The 23,983-nt window shown below is 36.3% G+C and carries 26 protein-coding genes, 2 rRNA genes and 1 other annotated feature (1 of these 29 cut by a window edge); of the genes, 10 read left to right on the top strand and 18 right to left on the bottom strand.

The annotated features are described in order from the left end of the window. Positions 1-373: 373 nt before the first annotated feature. From GSH73_RS12730 to GSH73_RS12750, 5 genes are all read left to right on the top strand, one after another. Positions 374-844, top strand: coding sequence for a type II CAAX prenyl endopeptidase Rce1 family protein (locus tag GSH73_RS12730; protein ID WP_014757593.1), 471 nt, complete (start codon positions 374-376; stop codon positions 842-844). A gap of 177 nt (positions 845-1,021) precedes the next feature. Continuing rightward, the gene (locus GSH73_RS13885; RefSeq protein ID WP_432416192.1) at positions 1,022-1,345 is read left to right on the top strand and encodes a CPBP family glutamic-type intramembrane protease; all 324 of its coding nucleotides are present in this window, start codon (positions 1,022-1,024) and stop codon (positions 1,343-1,345) included. Between the two features lie 293 nt (positions 1,346-1,638). Beyond that, on the top strand, positions 1,639-1,878 hold the full coding sequence (locus tag GSH73_RS12740) for a hypothetical protein (protein ID WP_014757591.1): 240 nt from the start codon (positions 1,639-1,641) through the stop codon (positions 1,876-1,878). A 255-nt stretch (positions 1,879-2,133) separates the two neighbouring features. After that, on the top strand, positions 2,134-2,670 hold the full coding sequence (locus GSH73_RS12745) for a hypothetical protein (protein WP_014757590.1): 537 nt from the start codon (positions 2,134-2,136) through the stop codon (positions 2,668-2,670). Between the two features lie 24 nt (positions 2,671-2,694). Then, positions 2,695-2,997 (top strand): hypothetical protein, encoded by a 303-nt coding sequence (locus tag GSH73_RS12750; protein WP_160175251.1) that lies wholly within the window; start codon positions 2,695-2,697, stop codon positions 2,995-2,997. Positions 2,998-3,046: 49 nt separating this feature from the next. Here the strand turns inward: GSH73_RS12750 and metG are convergent, their stop codons facing one another. The 4 genes from metG to GSH73_RS12770 form a co-directional block, all read right to left on the bottom strand. After that, positions 3,047-4,957: a methionine--tRNA ligase gene (metG, locus tag GSH73_RS12755; RefSeq protein WP_014757588.1), complete on the bottom strand. Its 1,911-nt coding sequence runs from the start codon at positions 4,955-4,957 to the stop codon at positions 3,047-3,049. A 57-nt stretch (positions 4,958-5,014) separates the two neighbouring features. Further along, positions 5,015-5,248, bottom strand: a binding site (T-box leader). A 56-nt stretch (positions 5,249-5,304) separates the two neighbouring features. Then, complete coding sequence (locus tag GSH73_RS12760; RefSeq protein ID WP_014757587.1) at positions 5,305-6,708, bottom strand: CCA tRNA nucleotidyltransferase; 1,404 nt, start codon at positions 6,706-6,708, stop codon at positions 5,305-5,307. Positions 6,709-6,766: 58 nt separating this feature from the next. Then, complete coding sequence (locus GSH73_RS12765; RefSeq protein ID WP_014757586.1) at positions 6,767-7,288, bottom strand: spore maturation protein; 522 nt, start codon at positions 7,286-7,288, stop codon at positions 6,767-6,769. Positions 7,289-7,293: 5 nt separating this feature from the next. Continuing rightward, on the bottom strand, positions 7,294-7,878 hold the full coding sequence (locus tag GSH73_RS12770) for a nucleoside recognition domain-containing protein (protein ID WP_014757585.1): 585 nt from the start codon (positions 7,876-7,878) through the stop codon (positions 7,294-7,296). A gap of 139 nt (positions 7,879-8,017) precedes the next feature. Between GSH73_RS12770 and GSH73_RS12775 the strand changes: the two genes are divergently transcribed. Continuing rightward, positions 8,018-8,266 (top strand): AbrB/MazE/SpoVT family DNA-binding domain-containing protein, encoded by a 249-nt coding sequence (locus tag GSH73_RS12775; protein WP_014757584.1) that lies wholly within the window; start codon positions 8,018-8,020, stop codon positions 8,264-8,266. Between the two features lie 38 nt (positions 8,267-8,304). Here GSH73_RS12775 and GSH73_RS12780 read toward each other — a convergent pair whose 3' ends face one another. The 3 genes from GSH73_RS12780 to GSH73_RS12790 form a co-directional block, all read right to left on the bottom strand. Then, positions 8,305-9,183 (bottom strand): cation diffusion facilitator family transporter, encoded by an 879-nt coding sequence (locus GSH73_RS12780; protein WP_014757583.1) that lies wholly within the window; start codon positions 9,181-9,183, stop codon positions 8,305-8,307. A gap of 146 nt (positions 9,184-9,329) precedes the next feature. Then, on the bottom strand, positions 9,330-10,145 hold the full coding sequence (gene rsmI, locus GSH73_RS12785) for a 16S rRNA (cytidine(1402)-2'-O)-methyltransferase (RefSeq protein WP_014757582.1): 816 nt from the start codon (positions 10,143-10,145) through the stop codon (positions 9,330-9,332). A gap of 1 nt (position 10,146) precedes the next feature. Continuing rightward, positions 10,147-10,893: a tRNA1(Val) (adenine(37)-N6)-methyltransferase gene (locus GSH73_RS12790; RefSeq protein WP_014757581.1), complete on the bottom strand. Its 747-nt coding sequence runs from the start codon at positions 10,891-10,893 to the stop codon at positions 10,147-10,149. 119 nt (positions 10,894-11,012) lie between these two features. Here GSH73_RS12790 and GSH73_RS12795 point away from each other — a divergent pair, with 119 nt between their 5' ends. The 4 genes from GSH73_RS12795 (at position 11,013) to GSH73_RS12810 (ending at position 15,718) form a co-directional block, all read left to right on the top strand. After that, on the top strand, positions 11,013-12,233 hold the full coding sequence (locus GSH73_RS12795; RefSeq protein WP_014757580.1) for an arginine deiminase: 1,221 nt from the start codon (positions 11,013-11,015) through the stop codon (positions 12,231-12,233). Positions 12,234-12,312: 79 nt separating this feature from the next. Beyond that, entirely contained in the window at positions 12,313-14,496 is a 2,184-nt protein-coding gene (locus GSH73_RS12800; RefSeq protein ID WP_014757579.1) for an alkaline phosphatase family protein, read from the top strand. 11 nt (positions 14,497-14,507) lie between these two features. Further along, positions 14,508-15,341, top strand: a complete 834-nt coding sequence (locus GSH73_RS12805) for a sulfite exporter TauE/SafE family protein (RefSeq protein ID WP_014757578.1) — start codon at positions 14,508-14,510, stop codon at positions 15,339-15,341. A 41-nt stretch (positions 15,342-15,382) separates the two neighbouring features. Further along, complete coding sequence (locus tag GSH73_RS12810) at positions 15,383-15,718, top strand: DUF1634 domain-containing protein (protein ID WP_038069630.1); 336 nt, start codon at positions 15,383-15,385, stop codon at positions 15,716-15,718. Positions 15,719-15,745: 27 nt separating this feature from the next. On the opposite strand, the gene GSH73_RS12815 is transcribed toward GSH73_RS12810, so the two are convergent. The 11 genes from GSH73_RS12815 to GSH73_RS12865 all read right to left on the bottom strand — a co-directional run. Beyond that, entirely contained in the window at positions 15,746-16,630 is an 885-nt protein-coding gene (locus tag GSH73_RS12815) for a PSP1 domain-containing protein (protein WP_014757576.1), read from the bottom strand. 11 nt (positions 16,631-16,641) lie between these two features. Next, positions 16,642-17,601 carry a DNA polymerase III subunit delta' gene (gene holB, locus GSH73_RS12820; RefSeq protein WP_014757575.1) on the bottom strand — a complete coding sequence of 320 codons (960 nt, stop codon included), beginning with the start codon at positions 17,599-17,601 and terminating at the stop codon, positions 16,642-16,644. Between the two features lie 10 nt (positions 17,602-17,611). Continuing rightward, positions 17,612-18,055 carry a YaaR family protein gene (locus tag GSH73_RS12825; protein WP_014757574.1) on the bottom strand — a complete coding sequence of 148 codons (444 nt, stop codon included), beginning with the start codon at positions 18,053-18,055 and terminating at the stop codon, positions 17,612-17,614. A 9-nt stretch (positions 18,056-18,064) separates the two neighbouring features. Beyond that, complete coding sequence (gene darA, locus GSH73_RS12830) at positions 18,065-18,394, bottom strand: cyclic di-AMP receptor DarA (RefSeq protein ID WP_013786900.1); 330 nt, start codon at positions 18,392-18,394, stop codon at positions 18,065-18,067. Positions 18,395-18,407: 13 nt separating this feature from the next. Next, positions 18,408-19,025, bottom strand: coding sequence for a dTMP kinase (gene tmk, locus GSH73_RS12835; protein ID WP_014757573.1), 618 nt, complete (start codon positions 19,023-19,025; stop codon positions 18,408-18,410). After that, positions 19,025-20,446, bottom strand: coding sequence for an aminotransferase class I/II-fold pyridoxal phosphate-dependent enzyme (locus tag GSH73_RS12840; protein ID WP_014757572.1), 1,422 nt, complete (start codon positions 20,444-20,446; stop codon positions 19,025-19,027). Before GSH73_RS12840 ends, tmk begins: the two co-directional genes overlap by 1 nt. An 80-nt stretch (positions 20,447-20,526) precedes the next feature. Continuing rightward, positions 20,527-20,736 (bottom strand): sigma factor G inhibitor Gin, encoded by a 210-nt coding sequence (locus tag GSH73_RS12845; protein ID WP_038069622.1) that lies wholly within the window; start codon positions 20,734-20,736, stop codon positions 20,527-20,529. Between the two features lie 149 nt (positions 20,737-20,885). Continuing rightward, positions 20,886-21,455, bottom strand: a complete 570-nt coding sequence (locus tag GSH73_RS12850; protein ID WP_014757571.1) for a DNA-3-methyladenine glycosylase I — start codon at positions 21,453-21,455, stop codon at positions 20,886-20,888. A gap of 13 nt (positions 21,456-21,468) precedes the next feature. Further along, a complete protein-coding gene (locus tag GSH73_RS12855; RefSeq protein ID WP_014757570.1) occupies positions 21,469-22,416 on the bottom strand; it encodes an ROK family protein in 948 nt (315 codons plus the stop codon). A 130-nt stretch (positions 22,417-22,546) separates the two neighbouring features. Then, positions 22,547-22,655, bottom strand: a 5S ribosomal RNA gene (rrf, locus tag GSH73_RS12860). Between the two features lie 54 nt (positions 22,656-22,709). Continuing rightward, positions 22,710-23,983: ribosomal RNA gene (locus tag GSH73_RS12865) — 23S ribosomal RNA — on the bottom strand; it runs 1,603 nt beyond the window's last position.

Below are 23,983 nucleotides of genomic sequence, written 5' to 3' on the forward strand. Positions count from 1 at the left end.
AACCCTTTATCCGGCAGGGTAGCAAGGGAGTAGAGTCCTTAAAAATTAACTTGCAGCTAAAGAAGGTAAAAGATAAAAAGTTTTAAAAGCATATTTAGCTATAAATCAATTTCAAGTTAAATAAGTTGAGTATGAACGGTATACATGATTGAAATATGAGGATTATTTACCATCAAAAGGATAATTTATTATTTTGTAGAAAAGGTAAACCTTATGATATGTTTATATTGTATTGCTTAATTCTATATAAAAAATAGAGGTTAATCTGTAACAAATATCATGATTTTAATGATGCTTGAAGAACAGTTTTGAGTATATTGAATTTCGGTACAATTAATAAATATTAGAATAATTATAAGGAATGATTACAAATATGAAAAAGTTAAATAAATTAAATGATTTAGAATATATTGTTATAATGGCGTTTTTATCGTATTTGATGGTGACAGTGATATTTAAGAATAAAATTATTATTCAGAATATAGCAAATCTAACTTCTAAAGATGGATTTATAAATATAGCAAAAGTGTTAGGAAAATTATTAATTCTTTATCCTATAATTAACACTTATTTATACCAGCGTATAGTAATATATATTTTGAAAAAATTTAATATAAAAAGTGATCTATTATTAATGCTTTTTTCGTCTTTACTTTTTGCTATTACGTATTATGATAGTTTTATTCCAATGTTTTTATTTGGAATTATTTTGTCGTATTCATATATTTTGTATAATAATAAAAAAATAACTTCTCAATCAATAACCTTGTTAATATATATGTTAACTAATTTCTTATCTATAGTAACAATTTTTGTTGAAAAGTTAAATTTGCTCATTAAATAGTTTATAAAGATAAGAGGTATCTTAATGAATATCAATAAGATAATTTGTAATTACATAAACAAAATTTCTGATCATGGTTATATTCTAATGATGGTAGTATTTTCATTCATAATAGATAATGTAATATTGATATATATGAATATTTCGAATATAAAGTTTAACGGTCCTAAGCTTGATATGTCACCAATATTAATACTGATTTTAGTAGGAATTGTTAGTCCAATATTTGAAACATACTTGTATCAAGTTATTTTGATTTATCTACTAAAAAAAATAAATTATTTAAATAATCATAAAATATTACTTATAATTGTGGCTTCAATAATTTTTGGCTTATCACATTGTTATAGTTATATATATATTTTTTCGACATTTTTGGCAGGATTGATTTTGAATTATTCATATGTAATCTATAAAAATAAAACTTTGACTCCATTTAAAATTGTTTTATCTATTCATAGTATTCATAATATAATAAATGCATTATTAATGATTTTTTAATATCTGTATAATGGGCCACTATTAATATTAATAAATATGATCCTTCAATAAAAATAAGTGATCAAGTCACTCGTGAACCATTTTACACATATCCAGTAATAGCTGAAAACAATGTAATAACTGATTTTTCAATCATATTAAAGAATGAAGAATGGCATGTTGTAGATTTTGGTGGAGCATTAACCAAAAATATTTATAAATTAGCAAGTGAAAATAACTTTAATCCGGATGACTGTTTTTTACTGAATTTTGGTGGTGATATATTTGTAATTGTTAATAAAAATGGAGAAGAGATGGCCTTTTCACCATATTACTCTGATCAAACTGCTGGTTTAAAAGAAAAAACACTTGTGAACAGCGATATTATTAAAAAATCTTTTATGAACAAAGTACATAATATTCAAGAAAAAGCAAAACAAGGAAATTATAAAACAATAGGCAGCAATGAAGCTCTATATGGACTTCCTCCGTTAGAATTCAAGCAGAAAGGCATTTTTGAACGTTTATCTATTTATTTTAATCATTTATTGTAATAAAGCTTATTACATAACTTGAAGCTTGTCTTACATATCATGTTAGGTGAACTTAGTAAAGCAGAAATTGAAGTTCCGAAAATCGGCACCTACTTCATAAAAAATGTGCCGAATTTCGGAACTTCCCAAATGTTGGAGTTAGAGTTATAATGTAATTAAACAGATGAATGGTCATTCGATGTTTAATAAAAAATAGTTAGTATACTGTTTTGTACCAAAATAGTATTACTAACTATAAAAGGGAGATGTTTAAAAATGTTAAAAAAGGTTGTTTCGTTGATTCTTGCTATAGTGCTACTTACAGTTTCAACTTTTAGTTCTGTTTTTGCTTTAGAAATCCCTTCAAATGAAAAAGCAATAAAATCCATAGAAGAAAATAGTTCTACTTATAATGTTACAAACATTGATTCTAAAACTGCAAAACCAATGATTGATGAATGGGTATACCAAATGAATACACCAATAGTTGGCACAGAAAGTGATTACAACATTCACGCTGGTATTACTAATAAAGATTTGGCCTTGAGTACTTGGTTAAAAAATATTGGAATTGATACTCTATCTTCAGCATTAGCTAATTATCTACCAAATCCAGTCACTAGATTGGTAGCAAGCGCTATTATTAGTGCTATCCAAAATTGTCCTTATGGCAATACACCTTCTCTTTATTATCACGAAAATGTCTGGTATTATGGTTCATCGCTAAATAAAGAAGTTATTGATGAATGGTATGCCGATGCAGCACATACCCAATATATTTGCACTACGAAATATTTTGCATCATTTCTATGATGTAAATAACCATAAGGAAGGAGTTTGTCTTTGAAGAGTTTATATGTTTGGCTAATAAGTATTGTAGTAAGTTTAATCATTTTTCTAATTGGTTTTGAAATGGCACGCTTTTCTGGACGGGTTTTTAAGTATTCCATACCGAAAGACAAAGAATCTAAAATTAAGTTTTTCTGCTTTATAGCAATTGTCGTCATAGCTGCCATATTAGATTTCTTTTATCCAAAAACATCTTCATTTTACTTAGCTCTGTTCACTGGATTAGCAGCCGGATTACCATATAGTTCTTCAGACAAAAATTCGAAAGATGATAAGAAGCAAAACACTTAAAGTAATTCAATTAGATAAAAATAATGGCGGGAATCACCCCGCCTTCTTTTTATTTCACCTTCGCACCGCTTTCTATATCTTTGTCGACAGTTACGACGGTCAATTTGCCTTCGTTTGATGCCGCCAAAATCATTCCGTACGATTCTATGCCTCTTAATTTTTTAGGCTCCAAGTTAGCAACGAGGACGAGTTTTTTGCCTACAAGTTCATCTGGTTTGTAATGCAGTGCAAGTCCTGATACAACTTGCCTTACCTCGTCGCCTACTTTAAGCTTAAGCTTTAACAATTTATCAGCGCCTTCTACTTTTTCGGCTTCCAATACTTCCGCAACCCTCAAATCGATCTTTGCAAAGTCATCTATTTTGATGTAATTTGTCTCTTTTTCTACATCTACTTTTTTAGGCGATTCTTTTTCAGCTTCTTTAAGCTCTTTTTCTACATCGATCCTCGGGAAAATATTCTCCCCTCTTTTGACTTTTGTGCCTGGTTTCAGTAAGCCGAATTTAAGGCTATCCCATGTCTTTAAGTCATCGCTGATTCCAAGCTGCTCGTATATTTTGATAGGCGTATTCGGCATAAACGGCGTTATCAAAATAGCGACAAACCTCAACGATTCAACAAGGTTGTAAAGAACAGTTTTAAGCCTTCCTTTCTTGTCTTCATCTTTTGCCAATACCCATGGCATCGTCTCGTCAATGTACTTATTTGCTCGCCCTACAAGCTTCCAAATCTCCGCAAGAGCATTTGAAAACTGCAGCTTATCCATATAGCTTTCAACAACTTTTGGCAAATTATTTGCTATGGATATTAGCTCATCATCAACATCATCTTTATCCGAAGTTTCAGGCACTACACTGTCGAAGTATTTTTCTACCATCGTTACAGTCCTGCTTAGAAGGTTTCCAAAGTCATTGGCAAGATCTGAGTTTATCCTGGAAATCAGAGCTTCATTTGAAAATACGCCATCTGCTCCAAACGGAACTTCTCTTAAAAGAAAATACCTTATGGCATCCACGCCGTATTTTGATACAAGCTCTTTCGGATCAACCACGTTGCCCTTCGATTTTGACATCTTGCCGCCTTCTAATATAAGCCAACCATGGCCAAACACTTTCTTAGGTAGAGGCAAATCCAGCGCCATAAGCATTGCAGGCCATATAATAGTGTGGAATCTTACGATCTCCTTTCCAACAAGGTGTACATCTGCCGGCCAATACTTTTTAAAATCTTCATCGTCATCTGTAGAATACCCCAGTGCAGTTATATAGTTAGAAAGAGCGTCAATCCAAACATACACAACGTGCTTTGGATCAAAGGGAACTTTTACGCCCCAATCAAAGGACGTTCTGGATACGCACAAGTCCTCAAGTCCGGATTTAATAAAGCTTACCATCTCATTTAGCCTTGATTCAGGCTGTATAAAGTCTGGATGCTCCTCGTAGTATTTAAGAAGTTTGTCAGCGTAATTTGAAAGCTTAAAGAAATAGCTTTCCTCTTTCACAAGCTCTACAGGTCTGCCGCAATCTGGACAGTTCCCATCTACAAGCTGTTTCTCCGTCCAAAACGTCTCGCAAGGTGTGCAGTACCAACCTTCGTATTCACTTTTGTATATGTCCCCTTTTTCGTAAAGCTTTGTAAATATCTTTTGCACAATCTCTTCGTGCTGCTGGTCCGTCGTCCTTATAAACTTATCATTGCTTATGTCCATTGTCTTCCACAAATCTTTTATCCACGCCACAATTTCATCTACATACTGTTTCGGCGTAACGCCTTTTTCTTTTGCCTTTCTCTGTATCTTCTGACCGTGCTCATCTGTTCCTGTCAAAAACATCACGTCATAACCTGTAAGCCTTTTAAACCGAGCCATCGCATCTGCAGCGACAGTCGTATAAGAATGACCTATATGCAGCTTATCGCTTGGATAATATATAGGTGTCGTAATGTAAAAAGTCTTCGCCATAAAAATCCTCCTCATCTTATAACTTTATTTTTAAGGCGTAAAAAAACCCGCCTCCCACTAAGGGGCGAGTTTGATCGCGATACCACCCTTTTCACATACGCCTCACGGCAGTATGCCTCGTAAAGTGCTGTCACACTCCTACTCTGTAACGGGAAATCCCGCCAAAGCCTACTTAGTTTCAGCTTTGAAGCTCAAGGTCCATGTTCAAAAGTTCATTCTCTGCTGGCTTTCACCTTAACCCAGCTCTCTTTAAGAGAAATTCCTTTCTACTCTTCCCTTCATTGCCTTTTTAATATATTATTTACATCATTACATAATAATATACTTTATCGCAAATACATTGTCAACTATATTTTCTCCATCCTCATTCTTTCTTCCACAAATTTTACTGCGTCTTCTCTGCTTTCTATTTCACCGTAAAATTGATTTTTTCTCAATTCGTACAGTATTTGATTTAAAAGCTTATAATCTTTAAGATCGAAATTGACTATTATATCAAGCGGCGTAAGAAGTGGTGTCTTCGTCCTTTCAAAGTCCATGTACCTTCTTAATAGCTTGGTTATGAAATTTCTATAGCATGAAGCTTCATTTAACCGGCCTTGTCCTTTCATAGCCGAGGTAACATCGGCCAACGACAAAAGCAAGCACCCCAAAGCATTTTCTTCAAGGTCTGAAAAAAACTTAAACAATGCTTTGTTTCCAATCCCATCTATGTACAGTGAAAATGGGTTTCCGTGGTACAAGACCATCTTCTTTATCAGGGATGCTTCTTTTTTCGCCAGTTTTAATCTTTTAGCTATATCTGCAACAATTTTTTCTCCCTTTACATCGTGATTGTAGAACTGAAGCCTGTTATCAGAATCTATATAAATGGCATCTTTTTTGCCGATTTCATGAAACATTGCAGCAAGTTTCAATACATCTTTTAGTTTGTTTCCCGAAGAAAGATCTTTATCAAGGTACTTTTTGACCAAATTCTCTATATCTGAAGGAAATCTAAGCTCATTTACAATCGTTTCATATTCTTCTATCGTTTTTATAGAATGATGCCATGAGTCTAAAACCTGATAATAGCACTTGCCTATCTCTTTCATCTCAGCTATCTCAGGAAAAATCGCATCGATTAACCCCAGCTCGTCCATCATTTGTACGTATTTGAAGGACTCCTTTGACTTAAGTATAGAATATATTTCACTCATAATCCTTTCTGAAGAAACATTCTCAATCAAATCGGCTTTTTCTCTTATAAGATTTTTGGAATCCTCATCTATGGAAAAATTGTATTTGGCTGCAAATCTAATAGCTCTAAGCATCCTTAAAGGGTCATCATCGAAGGAACTTTTCCCTACGCATTTTATCTTCTTTTCTCTTAAATCCTTTAGCCCGCCTAAAGGATCTATTATCAAGTCTACATCAAAAAAATCATTTAGCCTTATTGCCATCGCATTTATCGTAAAATCCCTATGAAGCAAATCTTCATCTATATTTTCGCCTCTGATTTGCGTAAAATCCAGCACTATATTTTCATACACGACTCTATATGTTCCTCTGTCCTCTGCATAAGGCACGTAAGAGCCTTTTAGCTTATCACATACAAGCTTTGAAACCGAAGCAGCATCACCTAATACAGCAAAATCATAATCGCTTATATCTACATTTAGTATTCTGTCCCTTATAGTTCCTCCTACAATATAGACTTTTTCGGCCTCATCAGATAGTATGCGCTTTATCCTATTTATCAATATCCCCATATCATGTAAACTCCTCGTTTTTTATTATTACTGCCTTTAGTATATCAAATTTGAACCGTTAAAAAAACAGTCTGCTATAAAAAACAGATGACAGTATTGCGGCGATATCGGCAGCAATGCCTGCTACTATGGAATGCCTCATCTTTTTGACTCCAACAGATCCAAAATAAACTGCTAAGACGTAAAACGTAGTCTCAGTGGAGCCGTACATGACAGAAGCAAGTTTGGCTGTAAATGAATCAGGCCCATGGGATTTAATAAGTTCCGTCGCTATGCCTAATGCACCGCTTCCAGATAGAGGCCTTATGAGTGCCAATGGCACTACATCTGACGGCATCCCAATTTTTGCAGTAAGCGGTGAAATCCACTTTGCAAAGATATCTAAAGTACCTGATGCCCTTAAGACTCCCACTGCCACCAACATTGCCAGCAAAGCAGGAAATATTTTTATTATTGTATTAATGCCTTCTTTTGCACCATCTAAAAAGACTTCATAGACTTTTACATGTTTAATTAACCCGTATGCAGGAATCAAAAGCATTATGGCTGGAATTATAAACTCAGAAATTGATTTAAGCAAAAATATCACTCCTTAAAAAGTGATGACTTTTCAAGTGATTTTACGACCACAAGGCCTACGGTTAAAGCTGTAACGCTGGATAAAAGTCCAGCCAATACAAAATCTGCTGGATTTTTCGCACCCAAAGAAGCCCTTAACCCTATCATTACAGCAGGGAGAAGCTGAACTGATGCAGTATTTATGACGAGAAATGTGCACATGGAGTTAGATGCAACATCCCTTTTATTCAACTCTTGAAGGTACTCCATAGCCTTAATTCCAAAAGGCGTGGCCGCATTGCCTAACCCCAACATATTAGCCGATATATTCATTATCATAGCACCAATGGCAGGATGATCTTTAGGTATTTCAGGGAATAGTTTTATTATGGCTGGTTTTAAGACCTTTGCCAGCATGTCCATAAGCCCAGATTTTTCAGCTATCTGCATTATACCCAACCATAAAGACATGATGCCTACGAGTCCTATTGATATTGTGACAGCCGACTCAGATGAATCAATTATAGCTTTTGATACTTCCCCCATCCTACCGTTTATCATACCGACAACAATACCTACACCAATCATGAAGATCCATATATAATTTATCAACTTTATCTCCCCCATCCTATAAAAATTTATGTTATTTTTAAAAAAAAATGCCATTAAACTATTGACTTATTTTTCAAAACTTGGTATTATTAGAATGCAAAGAATTTGTCGAATTTTGTAGTTTTAGGAGGGGAGAGATATGTTGAAATCCACAGGAATTGTAAGAAAAGTGGACGAGTTGGGAAGAGTTGTCATTCCTATCGAACTTAGAAGGACTCTGAATATTGCAGAAAGAGACGCTTTGGAAATCTACGTGGATGGCGAGCAGATTGTGCTTAAAAAGTACGAGCCTGCATGTATTTTCTGCGGCAATGCAGAAAATGTCGTCAATTACAAAGGCAAAAACATCTGCAAAGCATGCCTCGATGACATTAAAAAAAGCGAATAATATTAAAAAATAATAGAAGTTTTACTTCTATTATTTTTTTACTCTGTTACTTCATTTTTATCATAAGGCTCTATATGAACGATGACTTCAGTGACACCAGGTATTTCCTTTTTTAATTTTTCTTCCAACTGATCAGCTATATAATGGGCATCTGTTATGTTTTCACTCGGGTCAACCATTATATGCATGTCTATATTTATGTCGTCTTCTCTGCCTCTGCTTCTTATTTGATGGCAAGAAAGCACACCTTTTACAGATAAAGCGATGTCGCGGATTTTTTCTGAATCTATCACTATTCTGTCGCACAGTATATCAGAGCTATGCTTTATTATTTCAATACCTGCTTTTACGATGAATATTGATATTGCTACAGACATCAGCGGATCGATGTATGGCGGTATTCCAAGTTTTAATGCAATAAGCGTAATAAGAACAGAGACAGACACGTATATGTCGCTTTTTGTGTGGAGTGAATCAGATACAAGTATGTCGCTTTTTAAATTTACTCCTTGTCTGTACTCATAAGTGAATACAAATATATTAAGCAATAATGTAGTAATCATTATTATGAAGCTATCTAAGGTGATTTTTGGTTCTACAGGATTTAAAAGCCTTCCATAAGCTTCTCTTAGTATAGTATAGCTTACTGCAAACAGCATCACAGATATAAAAATTGATGAAAATGTCTCAAATTTTTTATGTCCATAAGGATGTTCTTCGTCCTGCGGTTTTGACGCTAAATATATGCCTACAAGACCTACTATATTGCCTGAGCTATCTGATAATGAATGAAACCCATCAGCTACCATGCTGGCGCTTTTTATATGCAAACCGTATAAAAGTTTAGCCAACGCCACAGCTATATTTATAAACAGTATGAGTATCAAAACATTCTTTATCTTTTTAAATGAATTCATTATAAAACCCCTTTGTATCAATTGATAATTTTTAATATAATACATATTATATGCTTAAACTAAAAATTATGCAATATATTAAGATACTTTTATGGTTAAAGATTATTGATTATCATTATCAACTGATACTGATAGGCGAAATCGAATTACGATTCATCTTTCAATGCAAGCTTGTAAATTTCGCTCTTAGGTATTTTTAATTGTTTAGCCGTCAATTTAATCGCTTCCTTCTTATCCATGCCACATTCAATATACCTTCTGAGAAGCTCCTCTGGCTCCATCGCAACTTCATCTTTTCCACCCTCTATAAGGACTACAATTTCTCCTTTTACGTCATCCCCCAATTTTGATAGAACTTCATCTGCCGTACCTCTTATGTACTCTTCATGCACTTTTGTAAGCTCTCTTGCTATTACAACCTTTCTGTCCTCTATGTACGGCTTTAATTCTTCCAACGTTCTGACAATTCTATGAGGCGCTTCATAAATGATAACCGTTCTCTTTTCTCTCCCTATTTCATCCAAGACACTTTCTCTCTCGCTTTTCTTTGTTGGCAAAAATCCCAAGAAGACAAACTTCTTTGTGTCAAGTCCAGAACCTACTAATGCCGTTGTTATAGCTGTAGCACCGGGCAGTGACACTACATTTATCTTTTCTTCCAAACAAAGTTTTACAAGGTCTTCTCCGGGGTCAGATATTCCCGGTGTACCAGCATCAGTAACCAGCGCTACATTTTTACCGGCTTTTAAATCTATCAAAAGTTTTTCACCGCTTGAAACTTTGTTATGCTCATGATAGCTTACTACTGTTTTTTTTATATCGTAATGATTCAAAAGTTTCAAAGTCTGCCTTGTGTCTTCAGCAGCTATTATATCCACTTCTTTAAGCACCCTTAAAACTCTTAAGGTTATGTCTTCCAAATTTCCAATTGGTGTTGGACACAAATACAAGCTTCCAGACATGCTATTCCTCCTCTATCGAAGTTTTTCCGTATATGCTTAAAAGCTCTTTCGTATATTCTCCATTTTCTTCGTAGACGTAAAGGGGCGGCATTATTACAACACCACTTTTTGCGCCTTTTTTTGCCTCTACCAAGACTAAATTCGGCTTTTCCCCAAAATGTGGATGGATAAACCTTATTTTTTTAGGCTCTAAGTTGCAAATCCGCAAATTATAAACAATATCCACAATCCTATCCACTCTATGCACTAAAAAAAACTTGCCTCCAAACTTTAAAAGCTTTGCTGCAACCTTTATAAAATCGTCAAGTCCGCCATTTAACTCATATCGCGATATGTTTTCACTTTCGCTATTTTTGTCAAACCCTGTCTTGTACGGCATGTACGGAGGATTGGACGTCACAATATCGTATTTTTCAATTCCCAACTTATCCACAACATTTCTAATATCATCGTTTATTATGTCTATTCTGCCTTCAAAATTATTGAGATATACGTTTCTTATAGCAATATTGGCAACTTCACTTTGTATTTCAACACCTACAATACGTGTATCTCTTGATTTTCCTGCTATCAAAATTGGTATGATGCCTGTTCCACAGCCTAAGTCTACAATCTTATCTCCTCTTTTTGTGTATACAAAATTGGAAAGCAATACAGCATCCATCCCAAATTTAAACATGTCTTCTCTCTGTATGAGCTTAAGTCCATTCAAATTCAAATCGTCAATTCTCTCGCCATCTTTTAGCATATTACCACCTCGTTACAAATAATTTTACCATATCAATAAATTAATATAAATCGTATTGAAAAATGGATATAAGCAAAGTATACTATATAAAGAGTTTATGCATAGGGAGGAATGTGTTGGTGACGCATCCATTATTAGTGCCACATGTATCATCAGAAATAGGAACTTTAAAAGCAGTCGTACTTCATAGACCCGGAAAGGAATTAGAAAGGCTTACGCCTCAAAATTTGACAGAGCTGCTTTTTGATGATATTCCATGGGTTAGAAAGATTCAAGAGGAACATGATGAATTTGCCAAAGTGTTAAAGGATAACGGTATAACTGTTTTGTACGTAAAAGACCTTCTTCAGGATGTACTGAGAGATGAAGCTATAAAGGAACAGTTTATAGCGGATCTTCTGAAGATAAACGGCATAACAAATACCGAAACAGAAAGCTACCTTAAAGATTACCTTATGGATTTAGGCTGCAGCGATGTTGCGGAAATTGCCATAAGCGGCCTTGAAAAAGGCGATATTGACAATATCATCCCAAAAGGCCTGGCTGAATTCATCTACGAAGAACACTATTTCTACATTAAGCCTGTCCCGAATATGTATTTTACCAGAGATCCAGGCGCAATGATAGATGGAGGATTTATGATAAGCTCCATGAAGTCTGCGGCGAGAAAGCCTGAAACGCTCATAATGAAATACATATACAAAAACCACGATATTTTCAAGAAAAACAACATTCCATGCTGGTATGACAACACTTATTTTCATTCTTTAGAAGGTGGAGATGTGCTTATATTAAGCGACAAGGTAATAGCAGTAGGATGTGGCGAAAGGACTACGCCACAAGCAATAGAACGACTTGCCCGCAATCTTTTTGAAGGCAATTCAACAGTAGAACACATTCTTGTCGTCCAGATTCCCGTAAACAGGTCTTACATGCACCTTGATACTGTATTCACCATGGTAGATAAGGAAAGGTTCGTCTTCTATCCTGGAATAAAAAAAGATCTGAGGGTTTTCAGCATAATAAAGGATGACAAAGGCTTTTCGATCCAAAAGGAAAAAGATCTCCAAGACGCACTGAAATCTGCATTAAATCTCAAAAATATTGAAATAATACCTACAGGGGGTTTTAATGCCATAACGTCAGCTCGGGAGCAGTGGAACGACAGCACAAATACGCTTGCTATAGCGCCAGGCAAAGTCATCACATATTCCCGAAATGAATCATCAAATAAAATCATGAGGAAAGAAGGCATCGAGGTAATCGAGATCGAAGGTTCTGAACTATCAAGAGGCAGAGGCGGTCCAAGATGCATGAGCATGCCACTTTTAAGATATTAGAGGGTAAAACCCTCTTTTTAATAATTTCTTAACATTTATGTTGTATAATAAATAAAAAACTATAGAGGGTGTGTTTCACTTGAAGAAATTTATCACTGCTTTTATGCTTTTATTGATGACTTTGACTTTTATGCTGCCACAAAAAAGTTACGCTGATACAAGCAACAATAAAAAAGTAGTGCTTGTAATAATCGACAGGGTTAGCCTAAACGACTATATTAAATACGACGCAAAAAACATTCAAAAGCTAATCGACAATGGCTCAGTTGGTCTCATGAATGTCAGAAATGCTGATGGTTATGTTGATGCATCTGGATATTTGACATTTGGAACTGGAACAAGAGCAAGTGCTCATGGCATAAGTCAAATAAATCTCAATGTGAACGAAAAATATTCTTTCGGAACCGCAGGGGAAATTTACAAGCTTAATACAGGATATGGCTATGGCAATGCAAATATAGTTAATATAGGCATATCAAACCTTATACAAAGCAGCAAAAGTGCAGACTATAAGATTACACCTGGCCTTTTGGGTCAACTGCTAAAGGATAACAACATTCCTACATACGTTTTTGGAAATTCTGATGCAATAACTGACAACACAATTTCATATAGAAGGTATGGGGCGCTAATCGCCATGGATGAAAAAGGAACAGCATTTGGCGACGTCAGTGAAAATGTATTGAAGTACGATAAAAATAGCCCCTATTTTATGAGCACTGATTACAACAAAATCTTTGACTATTTTCAAAAATACGATAAAAATGGAGGATTCTTTGTAATCGACACAGGTGACACATCAAGGGTGGATAGCTATTCTTCCGATGTTTCCAATGAATTAGCATCAAAATATGAAAAGTATGCCATAAAAAATGCTGATGCATTTATAGGAAAGCTTCTAAAAAGCTTAGATCCATCGAAAGATTTGCTTATAGTGGCAACACCTTATCCTTCAAAAAGCGATATGTCTACCAACAATCTGCTGTCGCCAATAATAATCTATGGTCCTGGATACAACGGACTTACAACATCTATCACGACAAAAAGAGATGGAATCATTACAAATTTGGATTTGGCACCTACAATACTTAACTATTTTAACATAAAGGCACCTGTAGAGATGTTAGGGCATCCCATAACAAATATAAAAACCCAAGACAAAGTCAACTACTTGGAAAATCTAAATAGCAAAGTAGTATCTATTTACAATGCCCGGCCTATCGTCTTAAAAAGTTACGTAATTTTTCTCATTATAATCTTGATACTGTACTTAATTACGCTATTTCTAAAGATCAACTATTTAAAATACTTGAAGCCCGTAGTTTTAGGCGTGATGATCGTTCCTCTGTCGCTTTTGATTTTGTCCCTTTTTGGTCCTTTGACTGTGTATTCAAGCATGATCGCTTTGATACTGATAACAATAGCTTTATTGCTTATAATAAAGCTTTTTGCTAAAGATGAACTTAATATGCTAATAGTGATAAGCCTTTTAACTGCTTTGACAATCACGGCTGACATTTTTACAGGAGCACATCTGATGAAAGGCTCTATTTTAGGATATGACGTCATAGCAGGTGCCAGATTTTACGGAATAGGCAATGAATACATGGGTGTTCTCATAGGGTCAACTATCATGGGCATCATGACATACATTCAAAAGTACGACACGAGAATAAACAAATTATTAGGAGTGCTCTTATTCGCGGTAGTTTTCATGTTGATGGTATTGCCACAGTATGGTGCAAAAATTGGCGGATTTATAACAGGATTTATGGCATTTGGCGTAACGCTTTTGCTTATGTCAGAAATCAAAATCAACTACAAAAGTTTGCTGATTTTGTTCATAAGTATGGCTGTCCTTCTAACGCTTATGTTTATAGCATCAATGTTTATGGGCACTGTAACACACATGGCGCAAACCGCTTTGATTGTTAAAAACGAAGGAATAATGGCTTTATACAAGATATTTGCCCGCAAATTAGACATGGAGTTAACATTAATAAGATACACAATATGGTCGTGGGTTTTAATCATAACCATAATGAGCTTGTTTATCTTGTCATACAAGCCTACAGGAATACTAAAAAACATATTTAAGAAAAATAAATATATCTACTATGGCTTTTTTGGCAGCATTGTAGGAATGCTTTTTGCGTTGGCTTTTAACGATGCTGGAATCGTGGCTGCTTCCACAATGTGCATATACGCATTTCCTCCAATACTGATAATGTTGGAAAGGGAAATAAAGCATAATGAAATTTAGGAGATGATAAAGTGATATTGACATCATCAATTATACTTCTCATATCAATTGTGGCTGGAGTATTTGGATCCCTCTTAGGATTAGGCGGTGGCATAATAGTAATACCAATGCTTACACTTCTTTTAGGCGTAAACATAAAATACGCCATTGGTGCCAGCATCGTATCCGTCATTGCCACATCCAGCGGTGCCGCCGTAACGTATGTAAGAGATAAAATTACTAATTTAAGGATAGGGATGTTTTTAGAGATAGCTACCACGACAGGTGCTTTGACAGGCGCTTTTATTGCAGGGCTTATAAGTTCAAAATACCTTTATATTATCTTTGGCCTTCTTCTTCTGTATTCAGCATTCACTATGTTAAAAAAGCGAAATGAAGAACTTCCTGTAGGTGTGGTATCACAGCCTATCGCAAAAAAATTGAAATTAGAAGGGTCTTACTACGATAAAGTCCTAAAAAAAGAAATACAGTACAATGTCACTGGAGTAAACAAAGGATTTGGCATGATGTACATAGCTGGTGTAATATCGGGACTTTTGGGTATAGGAAGCGGCATTTTCAAAGTAATGGCAATGGATCTATTTATGAGGCTTCCAATGAAAGTCTCAACCGCTACCAGCAATTTTATGATCGGTGTTACTGCAGCCGCCAGTGCCGGAGTATACCTTGTAAGGGGCGATATAGACCCAAAGATAGCTGGTCCTGTGGCACTTGGAGTGCTTATAGGTGCAACACTGGGAACAAAAATCATGACAAATATGAAAAGCACAACAATAAGGAAAATATTTATACCTGTTTTAGCTTATGTTTCCATTGAAATGCTTCTTAAAGGATTGGGGGTATAGCCGTGGAAGACAGAAAAAATCAAAATGAGAAAATAGAAAATATGGAGATAATAATAAGTCAAACATTAAGGGCAGGAGTTTTATTAAGCGCTTTAATAATTCTCATCGGTTTAATTCTATTTTTTGTGACAAAAAGCAGCGGCTACCCTGCAGGTGTATATCCTACATCAGTAATAGCAATAATTAAAGGGTTAATGTCTCTAAAGCCTTACGCCATAATCATGACAGGGCTTCTAGTGCTGATTCTAACACCCGTCTTTCGCGTGGGAGTATCCATAATCACATTTCTTCAGGAAAAAGACTATATGTATGTATACATAACGACGGCAGTGTTCATTATTCTTATATTAAGCTTTGTGTTAGGCAAAGTAGAATAAAAAAATAGAGGTAAAACCTCTATTTTTTTATTCTACAAAATCACTTCCCAGTATTTCTTCGTAAATTTCAGAAATCTCGTCTTTTTTATCGTCTTGGCTTTCTTCTATAACTACGACGTCTTCTGGGTCGTACTCCTTCGTTATCTCTATTCCCTCAGCATTTTTCATCTTTACTTTAAGTTTCTTTCTTACAACGTCAACTTCCGCTACTCTCATCTCTTTATCATCGACTTTTATAAGGCTTCCTACAGAAGGCAGCTCTGATCTGACTTCTTCGTAAGTGTCCTGTTCATATTTTAAGCAGCACATTAATCTGCCACACAGCCCTGAGATTTTAGTAGGGTTAAGTGAAAGATTCTGATCCTTTGCCATCTTGATAGATACAGGCTCAAAATCTCCTAAAAATGTCACACAGCAAAGAGGTCTGCCACAAGGCCCAAGGCCACCTACTATCTTTGACTCGTCTCTTACGCCTATTTGCCTAAGCTCTATCCTCGTTTTAAAAACTGCAGCAAGATCTTTTACAAGATCTCTGAAATCTATCCTGCCATCAGCAGTAAAGTAAAAGATTATCTTGTTATTGTCAAAAGTGTACTCAACATCTATTAGCTTCATGTCGAGGTTATGCTCTTTTATCATGTCCAAGCAGACGCCAAATGCTTCTGCTTCACAGGCTCTGTTTTCCTTGTAATGTTCATAATCCTCCTCTGTGGCAATCCTAAGAACCATTTTAAGAGGAGCTATAATCTCATCGTCGTCAACTTCTCGTTTGCCTACCACGACTTCGCCAAACTCTACTCCTCTGGCTGTCTCTACTATGACATTGTCACCTACATTTATAGGCAAATCACCTGGATCGAAATAATATATCTTACCGGCTTTTTTAAACCGAACTCCTACAACTGTATACAAAATAAAACCTCCTAAATGCTTAAGAGAAATTTTTCAATGGCCATTTGGTAATTGACGTTTGACTTAAGATTGAATATAAGATCTTCTATCTCATTTATTATATTATTAAGCTTAAAGGCTGTCAAATCATTTGAAATAGCTTTAAGTCTATCCAGTACATCTTTGTTTATAATGCTTTCTTCATCATGGAAGCTTAAAACCATAATGTCCCTCACGTAAGAAAGCATTATGTCAATTATATCATCTATCATTTCCCTGTTTTCGTCGAAAAATCTAAAGTTATCAAGCCTTAAAGCCTTGTCGCTTTTTAATAAGGTTTCCAATACATCTCCGACTTCATTCCTTATAGTTGAATACTTCTCATCAGTCAACAAGTCCGCCTTGCCATAATTGCCGCAAGCAACAGATGAAATCTTTTTAGCTTCATTTGCATCGACGCTTTTCTCATTTATAAGATAATCCTCTATAACATCATCCGACTCTCTATTAAACCTTATTGTCTCGCATCTTGATACAATTGTAGGCAAAAGACCATCCATTTTAGACGCTGTCAATATGAATAAAACGTGCAAAGGAGGTTCCTCTAAAGTCTTGAGAATGCTGTTTTGAGATTGCTCTGTCATTTTTTCTGCTTCTTTTATTATGAAAATCTTTTTGTACGAATTGTACGGCTTAATATAGGCATTGCTTATGACAGTATTTCTCAATGTGTCTACTTTTATTGAGCTTCCCTCAGGCTCTATAAAGAAAATATCAGGGTGATTGCCTGATACAAATTGAACGCATGAATGACAACTGAAGCATGGCTTAGGACTTTTAACGCAATTTACCATCATGGCGAAATACTTTGCCATGTATTCTTTGCCTAACCCACTTTCTCCGACAAAAAGGTATGCATTTGCTATTTTACCTGAATTTATGATTTTATTAAACAATTCTAAAATGTTTTTATGACCGTAAATTTTGTGCATGAAGCTTCACCTACGAATATATATCTATCAACAATCCCCTAATTTCCTCAATAGCACCTAAAATATCAAGATTTTTCTTGTTTCCCTTCAAAAACTCCTGCGTCATAGTTTCAAGTTTTTCATTTACTTTTTCAACAATAGTGTAGATTTTTTTCCGTCCGTTTAGATTTATTGACTCTCTCTTGCTTTTTTGGAACATGCCATTTAAAGACTTCTGCAAGAACTCTTTAACTTTTCTCTTGTAAACCATAAGGTTATCTAAGTTCATTTCGTCTTTTAATTTTTCAGCAGCATCGTCAATATCATTAAGCATCTTGTTTAACATACTTTCTTCAACTTTGCTTATTTCACTGTCAAAGATGTCTTCAAACTTTATGGCAGAAGTCCTTTCACCTCTATCATCTTTCTCATAACCTGTCATTATTTTATTGGAATTTATCTCTTGTATTTTCATGGAAAACACCTATATCCTGAAAAATTTTTCTACATCTATGACAAAAACTGTAGCGCCACCGATAGAGACTTCAACAGGCTGTGGTATAAATATATCAGTGGCTCCGCCCATAGGAGTCGGAGATGTGATTATCCTGTCCCTCGTTTTGCATTTCTTCTCAATCACTTCAATAGCATCATCCAGCTTATCATCTTCTACACCTATCATAAGTGTCGTATTGCCAGATCTTAAAAATCCACCTGTAGAAGCAACTCTTGTAAAGCTGAACCCTTTTTCCGTAAGTCCATCCATAAGTCTCCTCACGTCTTCGTCTTGTACTATGGCAAAAATCAGTTTCACTTTTTTCCCCTCCTTAAATAATTTTGCTTACTTCATCAATTATAGCCTTCTGTATATGGTAAATATCATGCGTAGCATCTACAATAAAATACCTGCCTGGTCTTGACTTAATAAGATTCATATATCCCTCATAAACTTTTTCATGAAATTGCACATCTTCAATTTCCAAACGATCCTTGTCTTTCCTTCTGTCGATTCTCATTAAGGTATCTTTAGGCTTTATATCCAAATACACAGTTAAATCGGGTACAAGTCCATCTACGGCGATACTGTTAATCTCCTCTACGACTTCTACTCCAAGTCCTCTCGCGTATCCTTGGTATACAATGGAGCTGTCAACAAATCTGTCCAATATCACGATTTTCCCATCATTTAATGACGGTATTATCACTTCTTTTACTAACTCTGCCCGAGATGCTGCATAAAGAAGTGCTTCCGCAGATGGAACTATATTGTTCTTTTTGTCAAGCAATATTTCTCTGATTTTCTCGCCTATTGCTGTACCTCCAGGTTCTCTTAAAACGACAATATCTCGTCCAATCTCCAAAAGGTACTTCTTAAGTAAGTTTATCTGCGTAGTTTTCCCACTGCCATCTATTCCTTCAAACGTTATGAGTTTTCCTTTGTACATTATTTACACACCCGTATTTTCAAATTATCAATTCCAATAATCTTTATACCTATATTATATAGTAATTTTATATATTGTACCATATCTTTTTTTATTAGTTCACCTGGACACAAAAGAGGCACACCTGGAGGATATGGAATTACATAATCAAGTGAGACCATGCCTATAGCATCATCTATGTTTACATGTTTATACTCTTTATTTACAGCGTCTTTTGGCTTCATAGCCATTTCAGGAATATCCGGATAACTACTGCCATCAAGATAGCTTAATTTTTCACCCTTTTTGTACTTTAAAAGACCTTTGATAGACTCTATTAGCTTATCGAAGGATGACTCATCGTCAGCTACGGTCATTATGGCAAGTATATTTCTGTAGTCTGACATTTCCATCTGAATGTTGAATTTTTCTCTCAGTATACTTTCTGCCATACTGCCGGATATGCCAAGTCCACTTACGTTAATGGCAAGTTTTGTTGCATCGTAATCACAGATTCCATATTTGCCTATGACATCATCGCCAATACACCTTACACCGTCTATCTCATTGATAAATCCCCTTGCTTGAATCGATAGATCTACACATTTATCAAGCATTGATTTACCTTCTCTTTCCATAAAATCTCTGGCCAAATCAATTGATGTCATCAATATATAAGAAGGCGATGTTGATTGATAGAGGCTTAAGTAAAATTTTAACCTATCAATGTCTATCCTATCTGTATTCACATGCAAAATTGAGCTTTGCGTAAATGCGGGTAAAGTCTTGTGAATGCTTTCAATCACTATATCTGCGCCAACTGAAGATGCCGGTAACGGCAATCTGTCAGAAAATGCAAAATGAGCTCCATGGGCCTCGTCTACTATCAATATCTTGTCGTGTTTATGAACAACATCAACTACTTTGCTTATATCGACACAAAAGCCATAATAATTTGGATATGTAATGACCACAGCTTTTACATTTTTATGTTTTATAAGGAGTTTTTCAAGCTCATCTATGGATATACCCATGGCTATAGCATCTTCGTCATCTATAAGCGGTTTTAAATAAACTGGTATAGCGCCTGTAAGTATCAATCCATTATATACAGATTTATGAGAATTTCTTTGAACAACTACCATGTCACCATCATTTAAAACTGATGACATTGCCGCATATATACCACACGTAGTACCATTGACGAGAAAAAACGATGATTTGGCTCCAAATGCTTTCGCTGCAAGTCTTTCCGCTTCCAAAATCGGGCCATGTGGATCGTGAAGATTGTCTGTACCCGGAATTTCTGTCACATCTATTTTTGCAATGTTTTCTATGTATTTCCGGGAAATAATTTTCCCTTCTTTATGTCCCGGCATGTGATATGGTATTGTACCGTCTTCAACATATTTAATCAATGCCTCATAAAGCGGTGCTGCCAATTTTATCACCTTTTCACGTATTATACATATATAATACCATAAACAAATGATTATTGCCTATAAAAATATGAGGACGCTTTTCAACAGTCCTCATATTCAAAATCCTTTGTATAGTTGCGCCAGATATCAATTATCTTTTTCCTATAATATTCGTACTTTGCATCATCTGGGGATATATGAGCGATTATCTTCTGGCAGTCATTGCATAAAAATTCTCCCAATACGTCGATACCATCCGTCTTTTCATGATTGCATATAAAGCACTTTTTAGTTTTTAACATGCTTTCCATATGCTACACCATCTTTCATAATATTCTAATATAATTATTTCCATGGTAACCAGTATCTATACGCTTCCTTATTAACATTATATTATCTTAAGAATAAAAAAAGGCAGGTCTAAGTGCATTTTGCACCAAGCCCTGCATGTATTTTTTTATTAGTCAAATTGCAATAGTTCCTTATGCCTAAAACATGATGTTATATGGTCATTCACAATTCCAGTCGCTTGCATATGTGAATATATTATAGTCGAACCTACAAATTTAAACCCTCTTTTTTTAAGATCATTGCTTATCTTATCAGATAATGAGGTTTTAGCAGGCACTTCCTCAATGCTTTCCCAACAATTTATGATAGGCCTTCCATCAGTGAAACTCCAAATATACGCATCAAAACTGCCAAATTCCCCTTGTATCTTCAAAAAAGCTTTGGCATTTTCAATAGATGATTCTATTTTTCTCCTATTGCGAATGATACCACCATCATTTAAAAGTTCCTGCACTTTTTTCTCATCAAAAAGCGAAACTTTTTGAGGATCAAATCCGCTATATGCCTTTCTGTAATTATCTCTTTTTTTAAGGATCGTAAGCCAATTTAATCCTGCCTGTGCCGATTCCAATACTAAAAATTCAAAGTGGACTCTATCATCATGCACAGGTACACCCCACTCTACATCATGGTATTTTATGTATATTTCATCTTTTAAACACCAAGGACATCTATCCATTTTTCCCTCCATTTTATAATATCAACGACGCCGCACCTATAAGGCCAACATTTCCGCCAAGTTTCGCTTTAACAACTTTGCAAATCTGCCTATTAGGCTTTAATGCTCTTTCATCAACTGTCTTCATCATTTTGTCATACAAGACATCCCATTGACTTGACAGACCACCGCCAATTACTATAAGTTCAGGATTATAAAAAGCCATTATGTTTACAATACCTATTCCCAGATAAAATGCCTCATTCTCAATAAGCTCTAAAGCTAATCCATCGCCAGATTTTGCAGCATCAAAAATATCTTCCGCTTTTAAATCGTCTAATGGTATGTTTTTAAGAATAGTATCTCTGCCTGAATCAATATATTTTTTTGCAAATTTAACCAGTGACGTTCCAGAAGCATAGGACTCTAAGCATCCAGGATTGCCACAATTGCACCATCTAGGTCCGTCAAAGTTTATGGTGTGATGCCCAATTTCAGCAGCATTTGAATTTGCGCCATTGTACAATTTTCCATCAATTATTGCACCACCGCCGATACCTGTACTTACAGTCATATAGACCATATTATTTATTCCTTGCCCTGCGCCAAATAAATGCTCAGCAAGTGCCGCGGCATTAGCATCATTGTTAAGTTTTATCTCTGTATCAAAATCTCCCTTTAATATGTCCACCAAGGGAATGTCAATCCATCCAGGCAAATTAGGAGGACATTCCACCACACCTTTGTCTGCATTCAAAGGTCCTGGCGCACCTATTCCAATGCCTGCAATCTGGCTGACATCTATATTCGATTTATTCAAAGATTCCATTATGCTTTTTCTTATATTGTCTATTACGTGTTGCGGTCCTTTATCTGCCTCTGTAGGTATTTTTACATTGCACAAAATATTTCCGTCCTGATCCATAATGCCCGTATTTATCTTTGTACCACCAAGATCTACGCCACAGGCAAGTTTTTTCATAAACACTCCTCCTAAGCAAACTAAATCTACTCTAATTCTATATTCGTATATGTTTTCTAACTTGTCAATACAAAAATTAAAAAACTCCTATTTAAGGAGTTTTGCTTAGGGGGCTAATATATGAAATTTTTACCGGCAGCGACCTACTCTCCCGAGTAATCAGTACCATCGGCGCTGGAGGGCTTCACTTCCGTGTTCGGTATGGGAACGGGTTTTTAACCTCCGCTATTGCCACCGGAAATCTTTCGTTCATTTCCTTCTAAATGAACTTTGAATACTGCACAATGCTTCTTTTGGTCAAGTCCTCGACTTATTAGTACCGGTCAGCTTAAAGTATTTCTACTCTTACACCTCCGGCCTATCTACCTCGTCTTCTTCAAGGTGTCTTACTCCTTTCGGATGGGAAATCTTATCTTGAGGTGGGTTTCACGCTTAGATGCTTTCAGCGTTTATCCCTTCCAAACTTGGCTACCCAGCTGTGCGTACGGCTACGCAACTGGTACACCATCGGTTTGTCCACCCCGGTCCTCTCGTACTAAGGGCAGATCCTCTCAAATTTCCTGCGCCCGCGACGGATAGGGACCGAACTGTCTCACGACGTTCTGAACCCAGCTCGCGTACCGCTTTAATGGGCGAACAGCCCAACCCTTGGGACCTACTTCAGCCCCAGGATGCGATGAGCCGACATCGAGGTGCCAAACCTCCCCGTCGATGTGGACTCTTGGGGGAGATCAGCCTGTTATCCCCAGGGTAGCTTTTATCCGTTGAGCGACGGCAATCCCATTCTCTACCGCCGGATCACTAAGCCCGACTTTCGTCCCTGCTCGAATTGTCTTTCTCGCAGTTAGGCTACCTTCTGCCTTTGCACTCTTACGCGCGATTTCCTTCCGCGCTGAGGTAACCTTTGGACGCCTCCGTTACTTTTTAGGAGGCGACCGCCCCAGTCAAACTGCCCGCCTGTCAGTGTCCATATGCCGGCTTACGGCTCCTATGTTAGAATTTCGGTAATATCAGGGTGGTATCCCAACGTTGGCTCCATATAGGCTGGCGCCCATATCTCTCCGCCTCCCACCTATCCTGTACAGATATTACTAAAATTCAGTGACAAGCTGCAGTAAAGCTCCATGGGGTCTTTCTGTCCTGTCGCGGGTAACTCGCATCTTCACGAGTACTACAATTTCACCGGGTCCCCCTTCAAGACAGCGCCCAAGTCGTTACGCCTTTCGTGCAGGTCGGAACTTACCCGACAAGGAATTTCGCTACCTTAGGACCGTTATAGTTACGGCCGCCGTTTACTGGGGCTTAAGTTCAGAGCTTTGGATTTTCTCCTGACCCTTCCCCTTAACCTTCCAGCACCGGGCAGGCGTCAGCTCCTATACTTCGTCTTTCGACTTAGCAGAAACCTGTGTTTTTGGTAAACAGTCGCTTGGGCCTCTTCTCTGCGGCCTTTCGGCACTCCTTCTCCCGAAGTTACGGAGTCTTTTTGCCGAGTTCCTTAATGAGGGTTCTCCCGCTCGTCTTTGGATTCTCTCCTCGCCTACCTGTGTCGGTTTGTGGTACGGGCACC

It is taken from the genome of Thermoanaerobacterium aotearoense, from assembly GCF_009905255.1.
GTDB lineage: Bacteria > Bacillota > Thermoanaerobacteria > Thermoanaerobacterales > Thermoanaerobacteraceae > Thermoanaerobacterium > Thermoanaerobacterium aotearoense.

What these genes read in the sequence shown, in the direction of transcription:
- GSH73_RS12730 (WP_014757593.1), top strand. Translation starts at nt 374, where the DNA reads ATGAAAAAGTTAAATAAATTAAATGATTTAGAATATATTGTTATAATG.
- GSH73_RS13885 (WP_432416192.1), top strand. Translation starts at nt 1,022, where the DNA reads ATGTCACCAATATTAATACTGATTTTAGTAGGAATTGTTAGTCCAATA.
- GSH73_RS12740 (WP_014757591.1), top strand. Translation starts at nt 1,639, where the DNA reads ATGGCCTTTTCACCATATTACTCTGATCAAACTGCTGGTTTAAAAGAA.
- GSH73_RS12745 (WP_014757590.1), top strand. Translation starts at nt 2,134, where the DNA reads ATGTTAAAAAAGGTTGTTTCGTTGATTCTTGCTATAGTGCTACTTACA.
- metG (WP_014757588.1), bottom strand. Translation starts at nt 4,957, where the DNA reads ATGGCGAAGACTTTTTACATTACGACACCTATATATTATCCAAGCGAT.
- GSH73_RS12760 (WP_014757587.1), bottom strand. Translation starts at nt 6,708, where the DNA reads ATGGGGATATTGATAAATAGGATAAAGCGCATACTATCTGATGAGGCC.
- GSH73_RS12775 (WP_014757584.1), top strand. Translation starts at nt 8,018, where the DNA reads ATGTTGAAATCCACAGGAATTGTAAGAAAAGTGGACGAGTTGGGAAGA.
- GSH73_RS12780 (WP_014757583.1), bottom strand. Translation starts at nt 9,183, where the DNA reads ATGAATTCATTTAAAAAGATAAAGAATGTTTTGATACTCATACTGTTT.
- rsmI (WP_014757582.1), bottom strand. Translation starts at nt 10,145, where the DNA reads ATGTCTGGAAGCTTGTATTTGTGTCCAACACCAATTGGAAATTTGGAA.
- GSH73_RS12790 (WP_014757581.1), bottom strand. Translation starts at nt 10,893, where the DNA reads ATGCTAAAAGATGGCGAGAGAATTGACGATTTGAATTTGAATGGACTT.
- GSH73_RS12810 (WP_038069630.1), top strand. Translation starts at nt 15,383, where the DNA reads ATGGAGATAATAATAAGTCAAACATTAAGGGCAGGAGTTTTATTAAGC.
- holB (WP_014757575.1), bottom strand. Translation starts at nt 17,601, where the DNA reads ATGCACAAAATTTACGGTCATAAAAACATTTTAGAATTGTTTAATAAA.
- GSH73_RS12825 (WP_014757574.1), bottom strand. Translation starts at nt 18,055, where the DNA reads ATGAAAATACAAGAGATAAATTCCAATAAAATAATGACAGGTTATGAG.
- tmk (WP_014757573.1), bottom strand. Translation starts at nt 19,025, where the DNA reads ATGTACAAAGGAAAACTCATAACGTTTGAAGGAATAGATGGCAGTGGG.
- GSH73_RS12845 (WP_038069622.1), bottom strand. Translation starts at nt 20,736, where the DNA reads ATGGAAAGCATGTTAAAAACTAAAAAGTGCTTTATATGCAATCATGAA.
- GSH73_RS12850 (WP_014757571.1), bottom strand. Translation starts at nt 21,455, where the DNA reads ATGGATAGATGTCCTTGGTGTTTAAAAGATGAAATATACATAAAATAC.
- GSH73_RS12855 (WP_014757570.1), bottom strand. Translation starts at nt 22,416, where the DNA reads ATGAAAAAACTTGCCTGTGGCGTAGATCTTGGTGGTACAAAGATAAAT.